A 14441-nucleotide genomic window follows, 5' to 3' on the forward strand; every position below is an offset into this window, starting at 1 on the left:
CCAAGACGCTCAAGCCCAAGCAGCGGCGCGCGACGGCGATGGCGCTGTTCTCCACCTTGGTCGGCACGCTGGCGATGGCGCGAGCCGTGGCCGATGCCGACGCCTCGGATGACATCCTCGCCGCGGGGCGCAAGGCCGCGCTGGCGCTGGTTGCGGCCAGCTAGGCCTCCACTCGCTTTCTCCCCTTCGGCAACCGCCCGGCTTCCGGCGGTTGCCGGCGCGGTGCCTGGCCGGGCAAAAAGCCGTTGACGCCATCGTCACAAAAAGTCGCTTGCATTCTGCAAGTCGGTATTTATATGATGATCATCATCTAAAGACGGAGCGAGGCTCCCCTTCATGAACCGCAAGAGCCTGGAAGGCATGCAATGCCCTGTGGCACGCAGCCTGGAGCGGGTCGGCGATGGATGGAGCATGTTGATCCTGCGCGATGCCTTCTACGGCATCCGCCGCTTCGACGATTTCGTGCAAAGCCTGGGCATCGCGCCGAACATCCTCAGCCATCGCCTGACGAAACTGGTGGCGGCCGGATTGCTGGAGCGCCGCGCGTACAGCACGCGTCCGGCGCGCCACGAGTACGTGCTCACCGACCAAGGCCGCGACTTCCGGCCGGTGCTGCTGGCGTTGATGGCCTGGGGCAACCGGCACTTCGCGCCCGAAGGGCCGAGCATCGTGCTGACCGACACGTTGACCAGTGAACCGGTGGAACTGGCACTGGTGGACCTGCGCACCGGCGAACCGATCACCCGGGGTCGCCACACCATCACCGCCGGCGCCGTCGCCAACGAGCGCACGCGCGCCAACGTCGAATTCAGGAACGCGCGTCTCGCCGCGGACCGGCACTGACTCACCTATCCCCACATCTTCCTGGAGTCCATCCCATGAACAGCATTGTCGCCGAGCGGGCGGACGCGCCCGCCATTCCCATCGCCGAGCCACGCAACAAGCGAAAGCGGATCGTGCGCGCCCTGGCAGGCGTGGCGGTGGTCGCCGCCGTGATCTATGGCGTGCACTGGTGGAGCGTCGGCCGCTTCATCGAAGACACCGACGACGCCTACGTCGGCGGTGACATCACGGTGGTCGGCCCGAAGGTGTCGGGCTACATCGCGCAGCTCGCCGTGACCGACAACCAGGCCGTGCATGCCGGCGACCTGCTGGTGAAGATCGACGACCGCGACTATCGCGCCGCTGTCGCCAAGGCCGAAGGTGCCGTGGCGGCGCAGCAGGCGCTGCTGACCAACCTCGATGCCAACGAGCGCCTGCAGCAGGAAGTGATCCACCAGGCGCAGGCCGGCGTGCTCGCCGCGGACGCGGAAACCCTGCGCTCGCAGCAGGACGAGGCGCGCTATCGTGACCTCTCCAGCCGCTCCGCCGTCTCCATCGAAAGCGCACAGCGCGCCGACGCCACCTTCAAGACCGCCAGGGCCGCCTCGACCAAGGCGCAGGCCGCCCTGATGGCCGCGCAGCGGCAGATCGACGTGATCGAGTCGCAGAAGCTGCAGGCCCGCGCCGCACTGGAGCAGGCCAAGGCCGAGCTCGATATCGCGCGCCTCAACGAGGGCTATACCGAATTGCGCGCACCGTTCGATGGCGTCATCGGCAACCGTCGCGCCCGCGTCGGCGCCTACGCCGCGGCTGGTTCGCAGCTGCTGTCGGTGGTGCCGGCGCATGGCCTGTGGGTGGATGCCAACTTCAAGGAAGACCAGCTCGCCCGCATGCAGTCGGGGCAGGCCGTGAACGTGCGCGCCGACGTGATGCCCGGGCGCGTGTTTCACGGCCATCTCGCCAGCCTGGCACCGGCGACCGGCGCGCAGTTCAGCGTGCTGCCGCCCGAGAACGCCACCGGCAATTTCACCAAGGTCGTGCAGCGCGTGCCGGTGCGCGTGATCCTCGACGGTCATGACGACACGCTCGGCGTGCTGCGCCCGGGCCTGTCGGTGGTGGCGGAAGTGGATACCCGTACCGTTCGCGAGGCCGCCACGCCATGAACGCCACGGCTTCGGCCATGCGCTTTGCGGCGCCGGTGGATCCGGCGACGCTGGGCATGACGCAAAAAGTGTTCGCCTTCGCCAGCATGTGCGTGGGCATGTTCATCGCATTGCTGGACATCCAGATCGTCTCCGCCTCGCTGCGCGACATCGGCGGCGGCCTTTCCGCTGGCGCCGACGAAACCGCATGGGTGCAGACCAGCTACCTGATCGCCGAGATCGTGGTGATTCCCTTGTCCGGCTGGCTGTCCAAGGTGTTCTCCACACGCTGGCTGTTCGCGGCGTCCGCGCTGGGCTTCACCCTCGCCAGCCTGCTGTGCGGCGCCGCCTGGGACATCCAGAGCATGATCGTGTTCCGCGCGCTGCAAGGCTTCCTCGGCGGCTCGATGATCCCGATGGTGTTCACCACCGCGTTCGTGTTCTTCCACAACAAGCAACGCGTGATCGCCGCGGCCACCATCGGCGCGATCGCCTCGCTGGCGCCCACGCTGGGGCCGACGCTGGGCGGCTGGATCACCGATCACGCGTCATGGCACTGGCTGTTCTACGTCAACCTGGTGCCCGGGATGTTCGTCGCCATCGCGGTGCCGCTGCTGGTGAACATCGATTCGCACGACTACTCGCTGCTGCGCCACGCCGATTACCTCGGCATGGTGTTGCTCGCCATCTTCCTCGGCTGCCTGGAATACACGCTGGAAGAAGGGCCGCGCTGGAACTGGTTCAGTGACCAGACCATCCTCACCACGGCATGGTTGTCCGGGCTCGCCGGCGTCGGCTTCGTGCTGCGCAGCCTCACCTACGATCATCCGGTGGTGGACCTTCGCGCGCTGCGCGACCGCAACTTCGCGCTCGGGTGCCTGTTCTCCTTCGTCACCGGCATCGGCCTGTTCGCCACCATCTACCTCACGCCGCTGTTCCTTGGTCGCGTACGCGGCTACAGCGCGCTGGAAATCGGCGAGGCGATCTTTTCCACCGGCGTGTTCCAGATCCTCACCATCCCGCTGTACTCGTTCCTCGCCACGCGGTTCGACCTGCGCTGGATCATGATGGCGGGCCTGGCGTTGTTCGCCGTGTCGATGTGGGACTTCACGCCCATCACCCACGACTGGAGCGGAAACGAGCTGTTGCTGCCGCAGGCGCTGCGCGGCATGGCGCAGCAACTCGCGGTGCCGCCGACGGTGACGCTGACCCTGGGCGGCCTGCCGCCGGCCCGGCTCAAGCTCGCTTCGGGCCTGTTCAACCTGATGCGCAACCTGGGTGGCGCGATCGGCATCGCGGTGTGCGCCACCGTGCTCAACGACCGCACCAACCTGCATTTCTATCGCATGGCCGAGCATCTGAATGTCGACAACGAGCCGATGAACCGGTGGCTGGCGCAGGCCGGCGCTCATCTGGCCGAGCTCGGCTCGAACACCACCGAAGCCGGCAACAGTGCGTTGCACCAGCTGTGGCAGCTCACCTACCGCGAAGCCCAGACGCTGTCCTACGCCGATGCCTTCCTCGTGATCATGGCCTGCTTCGTCGTCGCGACGGCGCTGGTGCCGCTGATGCGCAAGGTCGCCCCGCCGGCCGGTCCGTCCGCGGATTCGCACTGATTCGAACCGTTCCCCATCCCCCTTGTTAGCCGAGCCCCTGGCTCAGGACATCCTCATGAACACCACGCTGTCGTCTTCTTCGGTCGCCCGTTCGCCGTGGTCGCGGACGTCGCGTCACTTCACCCTTCGCCTGGCGGCCATGGTCGCCGCCATCGCGGGGCTCGCCGGCTGCATGGTCGGCCCCGATTACGTTCGCCCCGAAGTGAAGACCAACCCGGGCTACGCGAGCCAATCGATGCTGGAAGCGCGGGGCGTCTCTCGCCCCGCGCCCGCACTCGATGCCTGGTGGACCGGCTTCGACGATCCCGAGCTCAGCCTGATCATCGGTCGCGTGATGACGCAGAACCTCGACCTCGCCGCCGCGATGGCGCGGGTCGACCAGGCGCGCGCCATCGCACGCGAGGCAGGTGCGCAGCTGATGCCGCAAGGCAGTCTCGACGCGCAGGTGGCGCGGGAGTACCAGTCGACCAAGAGTCCCCTGGGTGAACTGGCCAGCCACGAGCCGGGCTACAAGCGCACGCAGACGCTGGAAAACATCGGCGTGGGCGCCAGTTGGGAGCTGGATCTGGCGGGCGGCCTGCATCGCGGCGCCGAAGCCGCGCAAGCCGAAGCGGAAGCCGCCGAAGCCGACCAGGACGGCGTGCGCGTAATGGTCGCCGCCGAAGCGGCCGACAGCTATTTCCAGGCGCGTGGCGCGCAGGAACGCCTGCACCTCGCGCAGCAGCAGATCGATACCGAAGCGCAGCTGGTGGACCTGGTGAAGGTGCGGCTTGCCGGTGGCCTCGCCACCTCGCGTGAACTCGCCCAGGCCCAGGCGCTGCTGCTGCAGGCGCGGGCCACGTTGCCGCCGTTGCGCATCACGCTCGCGCAACAACTCAATCGCCTTGACGTGCTGATGGGGGCGGCGCCCGGCACTTACGCGGCGGAATTGCAGGCGCCGGGCGCCACCTACACCGTGCCCGCGGTCGGCGCGGATGGTGGCCCGCAGATGCTGTTGAGCCGGCGGCCTGACGTGATCGCCGCCGATCGCAAGCTTGCCGCGTCGAACGCACGCATCGGCGTGGCCACGGCCGAGTACTACCCCAAGGTATCGCTGGGTGCCTTGCTCGGTTTCGAAAGCCTGCACAGCGGCTCGCTGTTCTCTTCCGCCGCGTTCCAGCCGCAGGCCCTGCTTGGCCTGCACTGGCGCCTGTTCGATTTCGGCCGCGTCGATGCCGAGGTGGCGCAGGCCAAGGGCGCCAACGCCGAAGCGCTCGCGCAATACCGGCAGTCGATGCTGCGCGCCACCGAAGACGTGGAAAACGCCATCGTCTCGCTGGCCGAGCTGGAGTCGCAGCACCGCGAACTCACCGACGAGGTGGCTGCACACCAGCAGGCGCGCGATGCCGCGCAGGATGCGTACAAGGGTGGTGCCGTCAGCCTGATCGAAGTGCTGGACGAGGATCGCCAGTTGCTCAGCTCGCGCGACCAGCTTGCCCGCGTGCACGCGGACGATGCGCGTGCCGCCGTGGCCATGTTCCGCGCGCTCGGCGGCGGTTGGGCCGGCAGCGCCAGCGGCGCCAACGCGGTGGCGCAACGCTGACGCCGACGGAGCCTCAAGGCTGGGCAGGCTGCGCGCTCGCGCGCGGATCGTAACCGGTCATCAGGGTCTGCTGATGCGCGGGCAGCTTGCGCAGATCGGACACCTTCGACGCGGTGACGGCGGCACCCCGGTTGCCCCAGCTGGAGCGCACATAGGTCAACACGTCCGCGATCTGCTGGTCGCTCAGGCGATCGCGGAAGGCGGGCATGCTGAACTGCGCAGGCGCGTCGCGACCGGAGGGCATGGTGCCGCCGTGCAGCACCAGTCGCGCCAGCGACGTCGGGTCGGGCGCATTCACCGAGGGGTTGCCGGCGAGCGAGGGAAACACTTCACCGTAGCCGTGGCCGTCCGTGCGATGACAGGTGGCGCAGTTGTCCACGTAGAGCAGGGCGCCCGGCTTGTCGGTGGTGCCGGCGTACAGCGCGCTGCGCGTCGCCTGGTCATAGGTGATGGCCGTCTCCTCGCGGGCCGGAGGAAGCGACTTGAGGAAATGCGCGATGGCGGCGAGATCCTCGTTGCTCATGTACTGCGTGCTGTGCTGGACCACGTCGCTCATGCCGCCAAAGATGGCGCTGCGCGCCGAGCGGCCGTTCTTCAGCAGTGCCACCAGTTCTTCCTGGTCGACGCTGCCCAGCCCGCTGGCCAGTTCACCGCGCAGGCTGGGCGCGACCCAGTTGTCGTTGACGCCACCGCCGAGGTACGCGTTGCCGTCGCCGGGCGATAGCGCTTTTTCCTGCAGCGTGAAGGCACGCGGTGTGTGGCATGCGCCGCAGTGACCCAGGCCTTCCACCAGATACTGGCCGCGGGCGAGCGCGGCGTCGCCGGTGGCCGCCGTTTCCACGGGGGCGACTTTCGGCGCGAACAGCCAGCGCCAATAGGTGAGCGGCCAGCGCATCGACAGCGGCCAGGGAATATCCTCGCGGTGGTTGGCCTGTTCCACCGGCGCCACCCGATGCATGAAATACGCATACAGCGCCTGGATGTCGCCATCGCTCACCTTGGCATACGACGGATACGGCATCGCCGGATACAGCGTGTGGCCCGCCGCGTTGATGCCGCGACGCACCGCCCGCTCGAACTGCCCATAGCTGTAGTTGCCGATGCCGGTCTGCGGGTCGGGCGTGATGTTGGTGCTGTAGATGGTGCCGATCGGCGAGGCGATGGCGAGCCCGCCGGCATACGGCTTGCCGCCGGGCGCCGTGTGGCAGGCCGCGCAGTCGCCCAGGCGCGCCACGTACTCGCCCTGCTTCATCAACTCGTCGTTGGGCGCCGGCGCCGTGGCCGACGCGTCGCCACCGCCGCCCTGGAACAGCAGTGTGGCGACCCATGCCAGCGCCACCAGCACGATCAGCACCAGGACGGCGCGCAGGATGCCACCGCCGCCACGCCGATGCCGGGCCGCGGCGTTCATGCCTGCACCAGCGGGCCGGGGTTCTTCAGATAGGTCTCACGCAGGGCTTTCGCCGACATGTAGGTGAGGCCGCCGATGAGACCGGTGGGGTTGTAGCCCAGGTTCTGCGGAAACGCCGAGGCGCCGGTGACGAACACGTTGTGCACGTCCCAGCTCTGCTGGAAGCGGTTGAGCGCGCTGGTTTCGGGTGACGCGCCCTGGATCACGCCGCCGGTGGTGTGCGTGGTCTGGTACTGCCGCACGTCATAGTGGTCGCCCGCCTTGCGGATGGTCTGCGAGGTCTGCTTCGGCTTCATCGCATCGGCGATTTCCTGCGCGCGGTCGGTCAGGAAGCGCGTCATCTTGTATTCGTTGTCGTGCCAGTCGAAGGTGAGGCGCAGCAGCGGGAGGCCGAAGCTGTCCTTGTAGGTCGGGTCAAGATCGAGATAGCGATCGCGATACGCCATCACCGAGCCATGCGTCTGCACGCCGGTGGTATGCAGGTAGCTGTCCTTCGCCGCGCGTTTCCACTTCTCGCCCCAGCCCGGCGTGCCCGGCGGCAGCAGCAATTGCTGGATGGGGCGTCCGCCCGTCTGTCCACCCAGGATGTAACCGCCGCCGACGAAACCGTGCGGCCCGTGATCGAAGTGGTCGGAGTTGAAATCGTCGATGATCTCGTTGCCGCCCGAGCCCGCGCCGATGAAGGGATTGATCGCCACGTCCTTGTCGTAGAAGACGGTGACGTTGCTCATCATCTGGTACGCGTAGTTCTTGCCGATCACGCCCTTGCCCGTGTTCGGGTCATACGGCGTGCCGATGCCCGAGAGCAGCATCAGCCGCACGTTGTGCATCTGGAACGCGGCCACGATGACCAGGTCGGCCGGCTGTTCCACCTGCTGGCCCTGCGCATCGATATAGGTGACGCCGGTGGCGCGCTTGCCCGTGTTGTCGAGGTTGACCTTGATGACGTGGCTCTGCGTGCGCAGCGCGAAATTGGGCTTGCGCATCAGCACCGGCAGGATCGTGGTCTGCGGCGACGCCTTGGAATACATGAAACAACCGAAGCGTTCGCAGTAGCCGCAAAGGTTGCACGGGCCGAGGCGCACGCCGTGCGGGTTGGTATAGGGCTGCGAAGCGTTCGAGGACGGTTGCGGAAAAGGCTTGTAGCCGCGAGAGCGCGCCGCGTCGGCGAACAGCCTGGCGCCGTAGTTGCTGGCCACCGGCGGGTTGGGATACTCGCGCTTGCGCGGTCCCTCGAACGGGTTGCCGCCTTCCCTGATCTCGCCGTTGAGGTTGCCCGCGCGGCCGGAGGTGCCGCACAGGTATTCGAACTGCTCGAGGAAGGGTTCCAGCTCGTCGTAGGTGACGCCGTAGTCCTGGATCTGCATGTCCTCCGGCATGAACTTCGCGCCGTAGCGCTGCCGGTTGTGGCTTTCGAACACCAGATCTTCCGGTGACGGGCGATAGTGCTGGCCGTTCCAGTGGATGCCCGCGCCGCCCACGTTGTTGCCGAGCAGGAACGAGCCGTATTGCCGGTACGGCACCGCCGTTTCGGTGAGCGCGTGGCGAATGGTGATGGTCTCTTTCGCCAGCGGCTGGAACAGCTCGCCGCGGATGCCGTAGGCGAGTTCGTCGGCGTTGTGCGGATAGGTGAAATCGGGCGAGGTATCGCGGTAGGCACCTCGCTCCAGGGCGAGCACGTTGAGGCCGGCCTCGGTGAGTTCCATGCCCATGATCGCGCCGGTCCAGCCGAAGCCGACGATCACCACGTCGACCGGTTTCATGCGGATCATGCCTTGTCTCCCTGGATGGACACGGGGCCAAACGGATAGACCTTGCCCGGCTGTTCGATCCAGTCGGCGTAGTCGGCGCGCGCGCCCGGAAAGCCGATCATCTTCCACGCGCCCATGTGCTTGTTGCCGCCGTACATCGGGTCGGCGAAATAGCCTTCCTTGGTGTTGGTCAGCAATTGCGTGAAGAACGCATTCGCCGGCACCTGGTCCAGCTTGATCTCGCCCTTTTCCAGCTGGTGCAGCACGCCATCGCGGTCCTCCGGCGACAGCGCGGCGAACTTCTTGCCGTGCTGCTTCTGGCACCAGTCGTCGATGGCGGCGATGGCGGTGCGATACATGTCGCGCGGCGTAAAGCGCAGCTGGTAGCCGAGCGTGGGCGGCGTGTCGGGTGCGAACGGACCCTGCATGTACCAGTAGCCGCCGTGGCCGTAGGTGTCTTCCATCTGGCGATCGATGAACTCGGGCACGCCCGCTTCCACCGCGCCGGGTCCATCCTCGTTCGGCGGAATCAGCCGGTCCACGGCGGCCTGCAGGAACTCCCATTCCGCGGCGTTGAAATAGCGCGGCGCATAGGCCGCCGCCGCCGCCGTGGTGGTGCCGGCCTGTGACTGTGCAAGGGCCGAACCGCCGAGCAGGGTGACCGCGGGCATGGCCACCATCGACTGCCGCAGGAAGTCACGACGGGACGGCGAACTAGGCTTGTCCGGCATAGGAGTCCCCCAACACGATCGCGTGGAAATGCAAGCGATGCTGGCGCGCGTCGTGGAAGCAAAACGTGAAGGCAGCGGGTGATGCCTTCCGGGCTTTCACGCGCCGGTGACCGTGGACCCCACCTTATAATTCGCCATGAAGCCGCCGGCGCACGCGCCGATGTCTGGCGGTGCACCGGGCGTATCCGTTGACTCCTCAAGGGCTGGCTCTCGTATGGACACCACTCGCGAACAACGCCAGCTGCGCCTGTCGATCCTTGTCACATTCGTGGTCGGCGTCGCCTGCGTGGCCGTCGGCCTGCTGATGCGTTCGCAGGCGATCGCGTTCGATGGCTTCTACTCGCTGGTCGACGTGGTGCTCACCGGCGGCTCCCTGCTGGTGTCACGGCTGGTATCCAGCGAAGGCAGCCGACGCTTCCAGTTCGGCTACTGGCACCTCGAGCCCTTGATGGTGGTGTTCAACGCCAGCGTGCTCACCGCCATCTGCAGCTATGCCGCCTTCACCGCCCTGCACGACCTGCTTACCGGTGGCCACGAGATCGCCTTCGGCCTCGGCGCCGCCTGGGCGGCGGTGATGGGCGTGGTCAGCATGGGCATGGCTTACCAGATGCATCGCCAGTCGAAGCTGCTGGGCTCGGTGCTGGTGCAACTCGACGCGCGCGGATGGCTGATCGGCGGCTGCATCAGCGTCGCCGTGCTGATCGGCTTTGCGTTGGCGGCCGTCATCAAGGGTGGCACGCTCGACCATTGGACGCGCTACATCGACTCCGCGATCCTGCTGCTGCTCGTCGTCGTGCTGCTGCCGCTGCCGTTGGGTAGCCTGTGGCAGGCCTTGCTCGAAGTGCTGCAGCTGGCCCCCGATGCGCTGGACCAGCGCGTGCGCAGCGTGATGCAGGCGATGGTGCACGAGCGCGGCTACCTCGACTTCACCAGCTACGTGGCGAAGATGGGCCGCATGCGGTTCATCGACATCCACATCCTGGTCGATCCATCGCGTCCCTTGGGCACGATGGCATCCATCGACGAAGTGCGCAGCGAAATCGCCCACCGCCTCGGCAGCGACATCCGGGTGGAATGGCTCACCATCGTGTTCACCGGGAAGCGGGAGTGGATGTAACGGGTATCGCCGTCCTTTTCCTATAGGAGCGCACCCGGTGCGCGACCGTGGGGGTGCGTCGTTACCACTCCGTAGGCTGTTCGGTGTCTCCGTTGTAGGAGCCCACCCAGTGGGCGACCGCAGGGCCACGTCGTTACCGCGCTGTAGGCTTTTCGCGCACTGGGTGCGCTCCTACAGCGATAGTGACGCTCGGCGCACCCGGTGCCGCTCCTACAGGGAGAGAAAATGTCCCCGTTGTGTAGGAGCCCACCCTGTGGGCGACCGCAGGGCCACGTTGTTACCACTCCGTAGGCTTGTCGCGCACTGGGTGCGCTCCTACAGCGATAGCGATGCTCGGCGTACCCGGTGCGCCGTTCCCGCAGGGAGAGAAAATGTCCCCGTTGTAGGAGCCCACCCTGTGGGCGACCGCAGGGCCGCGCCGTTACCACTCCGTAGGCTTGTCGCGCACTGGGTGCGCTCCTACAGCGATAGCGATGCTCGGCGTGCCTAGTGCCGCTCCTACAGGGAGAGAAAATGTCCCCGTTGTAGGAGCCCACCCTGTGGGCGACCGCAGGGCCACGTTGTTACCACTCCGTAGGCTTGTCGCGCACTGGGTGCGCTCCTACAGCGATAGCGATGCTCGGCGTGCCTAGTGCCGCTCCTACAGGGAGAGAAAATGTCCCCGTTGTAGGAGCCCACCCTGTGGGCGACCGCAGGGCCTCGTCGTTACCACTCCGTAGGCTTGTCGCGCACTGGGTGCGCTCCTACAGCGATAGCGATGCTCGGCGTACCCGGTGCCGTCCTGCAGGGAGAGAAAATGTCCCCGTTGTAGGAGCCCACCCAGTGGGCGACCGCAGAACCTCATCATTACCTCGCTGCAGGCTCGTCGCGCACAGGGTGCGCTCCCACAGGGTGAGGGCGCGAGCTCATGCCCGCTTCTGCAACCAATCCCCCAGCTGCTTCAACACCTGGCTTCTCGCCGGCTCCGCTTCATTGAACAGCTCGTGGTACAGCGCGTCGAAGTAGCGCGTGGTGAGGTGGTTGCCGGCCCAGGCGGCGGCGGAGAAGTCGCGGCTGCCGGAGGGGTCGACCAGTTTGTCCGAACCAGCCACCAGCAGCAGGGTGGGCACGGCCAGCCGCGTGGCGTCGCCGATGCAGGTGTCGCCGGTGCGGAAGATGAAATCGGCCAGCCGCGGCGTGATCCAGCCGTGGCGCAGCGGGTCGCCGCGATAGGCCGGTTCGATCTGCGGGTCATGGGAAAGCTTGTCGAACGGCAACCCGTTCGGCAGCGGCAGGTTGGGGGCGACGCGCGCCAGCACGCCGGCCAGGCGTTGCATGAACGTCGACTCCCAGGTCCTCAATGCGGGCGAGGACAGCACCAGGGCCGGCGGGCGGACGCGGCGGTCCAGCACGGCGCGCGCGGCGACCAGGCCACCCATGCTGTGGCCGAGCAGCAGCGGCGGGCGGGGCAGGGCGGCGGCGTAGCCGTTGTAGACGGTGGCCAGGTCTTCCAGCAGGTCGTCGGCGTGGCTCAAGGCGCCCCGCGTGCCCGGCGTGTGGCCGTGGCCGCGCTGGTCGTAACTGCGCACCGAGTAGCCGCGGGTGTGGAACCACTGGGCCAGCCGCTCGTAGCGGCCGCTGTGCTCGCCCAGCCCGTGCACGATCAGCACCGCATCATGCGCGCGCGCGTGCGGCCAGTCCCGCAGGAACAGCGCCTGGCCGTCGGGCATGGTGAGGAGCTGCCCGTCATTGCGGTGGTCGCCCGGGTGGTTCACGCAGTGGCCCCTTCTGGAAAGACCCGGATTCTGCAACAAGCCGGTACGCCATGGCGCATGGGGCGCCAAAAAAAGAAGGGAGCGGCCAGGCCGCTCCCTTCCAGGACCATCGTCGTGCGCGACCCTTAGAAGTCGGCGCGGAACTCCACGCCGAGAATGCGCGGGTCGTTGACGAAGGCGGTGCGGTTGTTGAAGTCGATCGCACCGGTGATGTACTGCTTGTTGGTGATGTTGCGGCCGTACAGGGCGATTTCGCGCTTGCCGAAATCCCAGTTGTAGCCCACGCGCACGCCACCCTCGAGCATCGGCTTGCCGCGGAACTCCTCGGACTGGTACAGGAAGAAGTTCACCTCGCTGCGGTAGCTCCAGTCGGTGTAGAAGAAGAACTCGCCGCTCTCGCCGTACGGGATGCCGTAGCGCGCCGTGAGATTGCCGATCCACTTCGGCGCGTTCGGCAGCGGGTTGCCGTCCACCAGCGCGTTGCCCTGCGCATTGAGCGGGTCGAGCACCGTGCAGCCCGAGCCGCACACGGCCACGGCCAGGTTCGGGTCCTTCAGCTCGGTGTGGTTGTAGCTGCCGCCGGCGGTGAGGATGAAGTTCGGCGTGAGGTACGCTTCCAGGTCGAACTCGGCGCCGTAGCCTTCGGTCTTCTTCGCGTTGATCAGGCGCGTGACGTTGATGTCGCCGCCCACCGCGGTGAGCTGCTCGTTGTGCATGATGTAGTTGTAGACGTCCGCGTTGAAGCGCAGGCGGTTGTCCATGCCGGTGGTCTTCACGCCCAGCTCGTACGAGGTGATCGTCTCGGGCTTGGCCTGCGAGATGAAGTCGGCGAACAGCACGCGGCCCTGCACGCTCGGTGCACGGAAGCCGTTGGCGATGCGGCCGTACACGTTCACGTTCGGATTGAGCGTCCACGTACCGGTCAGGTCGCCGCTCCAGCGCGCGTCATGCGGGTTGGCGCTCAGCGACAGCGGGCCGCCGCCGATCGGCGAGAGGATGCGGTCCACGTGGAAGTCGCGCGAGTCGTGCGAGTAGCGCGCACCGGCGCGCACGTCGAAGCTGTCGGTGAGGCGATAGTCCACCGAACCGAAGCCCGCCCAGGCGCGCGTGGTCTGGCTCTGCACCGCATAGCCGTCCATCGCATGGTTGTTGAGCGTCGCGTAGTCGTAGTTGGCGATCGCGATGTCTTCGTAGAAGTAGTACGTGCCCACCTGCCAGTTCAGCTGGTCCTGCGGATTGCTGGCGAGGCGGAATTCCTGCGTGATCTGGTTGTCATGCGGCAGCGCATCGGCCGTTTCCGACGGGAACGGCGTGACGTATTTGTCCTGGCCCGGGTTGTGCGGGATGGCGATACCGCCGTCCACGTCGCCCAGGCTGTACGTGTCGGCCTTCTCGAAACCGGTGATCGAGGTGAAGGTGTAGTCGCCCAGGTTCCAGGTGAGGTGCGCATTGCTGCCCCACGAGAACAGGTGCTGGCGGTTGCGGCCGTCCTGGTACACGGTGTCGCGCTGGAAGCCCGGCGCGAAGCTGTCGCTGCCCAGCGGGATCGCGTTCGCGCGGTTCACCATCGCGCTGCCGTCCAGCCAGCGTGCGTGCGCGTTGAGCAGCGCGTTGAAACCATCGTTGTCGTACATCGCCTGCAGGCGGATGGCACGGTCGTTATAGCCGCCCAGCGCATCCTTCTCGCCGGTGTAGGCGTTGTCGATCCAGCCGTCGCGATGCTGCGCCAGCGCCGACACGCGGCCCGACCAATGCCCGCCGAGCGAGCCGCCCAGCGCGGCCTCGGCGTTCGCCGTGCCCTTGGTGCCATACGACACGCGCGCATAGCCGCTGGTGTCCTGGCTCGGCTTCACCGAATCGAACTTGATCACGCCGGCCGGCGAGTTGCGGCCGACCCCTGTGTGCCTTGCGGGCCGCGCAGCACTTCCACCTGCTGCAGGTCAAACAGTGGAAAGCCCTTGAGGATCGGGTTTTCCTGCACGATGTCGTCGTACACCATCGACACCGGCTGCGATGCATTGAGGTCGAAGTCGCTGTTGCCGAGGCCGCGGATGTAGAAGCGCGGAAATTCACGGCCATACGAAGTTTCGGCGTACACGCTCGGCGCGCGGCCGGCGAGCTGCAGCACGGTGTCGCCGGACTGGCCGTAGTTGTTCAGCTGCTCGGGCGTGAGCACGCTCATCGACACCGGCACCTTCTGCAGGTTTTCGACGCGCTTTTCGGCCGTCACGTTCACGGTGGCCAGCTCGACAGGCTTGCTGTTCTTGGCGGGCGCGTTCTGTTGCGCCGTCGCGTCCTGTGCGTGGGCGGAGGAGGCAGCACCCATGGCAAGAGCACTGGCAATGGAAAGGGCAAGCACGGCGAAGCGCGTCGGGCTGGCGGCGGTCATTGGAATTTCCCCGGATGATGGAAGGCAACGGCAAACAAGGGCGCCGCGATGAACGTACCAAGGCGTACGGCGGCGTCACGCTATTGTCATCGAAAGAAGGTGGTTAACGAAAGTAAAACTTTTCGC

11 protein-coding genes are annotated in these 14441 nt (G+C 66.8%); 5 read left to right on the forward strand and 6 right to left on the reverse strand.

The window, feature by feature from the left end; genetic code table 11:
- Window positions 1-336 precede the first annotated feature (336 nt).
- The 4 genes from JMF82_RS14005 to JMF82_RS14020 are packed head-to-tail and all read left to right on the forward strand — an operon-like array spanning window position 337 to window position 5162.
- Window positions 337-843 carry a helix-turn-helix domain-containing protein gene (locus tag JMF82_RS14005; RefSeq protein ID WP_201315184.1) on the forward strand — a complete coding sequence of 169 codons (507 nt, stop codon included), beginning with the start codon at window positions 337-339 and terminating at the stop codon, window positions 841-843.
- A gap of 35 nt (window positions 844-878) precedes the next feature.
- Window positions 879-1985: an HlyD family secretion protein gene (locus JMF82_RS14010; RefSeq protein WP_201315185.1), complete on the forward strand. Its 1107-nt coding sequence runs from the start codon at window positions 879-881 to the stop codon at window positions 1983-1985.
- Entirely contained in the window at window positions 1982-3580 is a 1599-nt protein-coding gene (locus JMF82_RS14015) for a DHA2 family efflux MFS transporter permease subunit (protein WP_201315186.1), read from the forward strand. The genes JMF82_RS14010 and JMF82_RS14015 overlap by 4 nt, the downstream gene beginning before the upstream one ends.
- A gap of 55 nt (window positions 3581-3635) precedes the next feature.
- Entirely contained in the window at window positions 3636-5162 is a 1527-nt protein-coding gene (locus JMF82_RS14020) for an efflux transporter outer membrane subunit (RefSeq protein WP_236585477.1), read from the forward strand.
- Between the two features lie 13 nt (window positions 5163-5175).
- On the opposite strand, the gene JMF82_RS14025 is transcribed toward JMF82_RS14020, so the two are convergent.
- Genes JMF82_RS14025 through JMF82_RS14035 form a run of 3 tightly spaced genes read right to left on the reverse strand, consistent with a single transcriptional unit; the run spans window position 5176 to window position 9055 of the window.
- On the reverse strand, window positions 5176-6573 hold the full coding sequence (locus JMF82_RS14025) for a cytochrome c (protein ID WP_201315187.1): 1398 nt from the start codon (window positions 6571-6573) through the stop codon (window positions 5176-5178).
- Window positions 6570-8345 (reverse strand): GMC family oxidoreductase, encoded by a 1776-nt coding sequence (locus JMF82_RS14030; protein ID WP_201315188.1) that lies wholly within the window; start codon window positions 8343-8345, stop codon window positions 6570-6572. The genes JMF82_RS14025 and JMF82_RS14030 overlap by 4 nt, the downstream gene beginning before the upstream one ends.
- Window positions 8342-9055 carry a gluconate 2-dehydrogenase subunit 3 family protein gene (locus JMF82_RS14035; protein ID WP_201315189.1) on the reverse strand — a complete coding sequence of 238 codons (714 nt, stop codon included), beginning with the start codon at window positions 9053-9055 and terminating at the stop codon, window positions 8342-8344. Before JMF82_RS14035 ends, JMF82_RS14030 begins: the two co-directional genes overlap by 4 nt.
- Before the next feature lie 214 nt (window positions 9056-9269).
- On the opposite strand from JMF82_RS14035, the gene JMF82_RS14040 reads away from it, so the two are divergent.
- Window positions 9270-10172 carry a cation transporter gene (locus JMF82_RS14040; RefSeq protein WP_201315190.1) on the forward strand — a complete coding sequence of 301 codons (903 nt, stop codon included), beginning with the start codon at window positions 9270-9272 and terminating at the stop codon, window positions 10170-10172.
- A 905-nt stretch (window positions 10173-11077) separates the two neighbouring features.
- On the opposite strand, the gene JMF82_RS14045 is transcribed toward JMF82_RS14040, so the two are convergent.
- The 3 genes from JMF82_RS14045 to JMF82_RS22035 all read right to left on the reverse strand — a co-directional run bounded on the left by JMF82_RS14045 (window position 11078) and on the right by JMF82_RS22035 (window position 14315).
- On the reverse strand, window positions 11078-11926 hold the full coding sequence (locus JMF82_RS14045) for an alpha/beta hydrolase (RefSeq protein WP_236585478.1): 849 nt from the start codon (window positions 11924-11926) through the stop codon (window positions 11078-11080).
- A 125-nt stretch (window positions 11927-12051) separates the two neighbouring features.
- Window positions 12052-13797 (reverse strand): TonB-dependent receptor, encoded by a 1746-nt coding sequence (locus JMF82_RS14050; RefSeq protein WP_236585479.1) that lies wholly within the window; start codon window positions 13795-13797, stop codon window positions 12052-12054.
- Window positions 13794-14315 carry a Plug domain-containing protein gene (locus JMF82_RS22035; protein WP_236585480.1) on the reverse strand — a complete coding sequence of 174 codons (522 nt, stop codon included), beginning with the start codon at window positions 14313-14315 and terminating at the stop codon, window positions 13794-13796. The genes JMF82_RS14050 and JMF82_RS22035 overlap by 4 nt, the downstream gene beginning before the upstream one ends.
- Between the last annotated feature and the right edge of the window lie 126 nt (window positions 14316-14441).

Source organism: Dyella sp. EPa41 (genome assembly GCF_016586165.1).
Taxonomy (GTDB): Bacteria; Pseudomonadota; Gammaproteobacteria; order Xanthomonadales; family Rhodanobacteraceae; genus Dyella.

Excerpts from the sequence above, each read along its gene's own strand:
- JMF82_RS14040 (WP_201315190.1), top strand. The coding sequence starts at position 9,270 with ATGGACACCACTCGCGAACAACGCCAGCTGCGCCTGTCGATCCTTGTC.
- JMF82_RS22035 (WP_236585480.1), bottom strand. The coding sequence starts at position 14,315 with ATGACCGCCGCCAGCCCGACGCGCTTCGCCGTGCTTGCCCTTTCCATT.
- JMF82_RS14025 (WP_201315187.1), bottom strand. The coding sequence starts at position 6,573 with ATGAACGCCGCGGCCCGGCATCGGCGTGGCGGCGGTGGCATCCTGCGC.
- JMF82_RS14010 (WP_201315185.1), top strand. The coding sequence starts at position 879 with ATGAACAGCATTGTCGCCGAGCGGGCGGACGCGCCCGCCATTCCCATC.
- JMF82_RS14005 (WP_201315184.1), top strand. The coding sequence starts at position 337 with ATGAACCGCAAGAGCCTGGAAGGCATGCAATGCCCTGTGGCACGCAGC.
- JMF82_RS14030 (WP_201315188.1), bottom strand. The coding sequence starts at position 8,345 with ATGATCCGCATGAAACCGGTCGACGTGGTGATCGTCGGCTTCGGCTGG.
- JMF82_RS14020 (WP_236585477.1), top strand. The coding sequence starts at position 3,636 with ATGAACACCACGCTGTCGTCTTCTTCGGTCGCCCGTTCGCCGTGGTCG.
- JMF82_RS14035 (WP_201315189.1), bottom strand. The coding sequence starts at position 9,055 with ATGCCGGACAAGCCTAGTTCGCCGTCCCGTCGTGACTTCCTGCGGCAG.
- JMF82_RS14015 (WP_201315186.1), top strand. The coding sequence starts at position 1,982 with ATGAACGCCACGGCTTCGGCCATGCGCTTTGCGGCGCCGGTGGATCCG.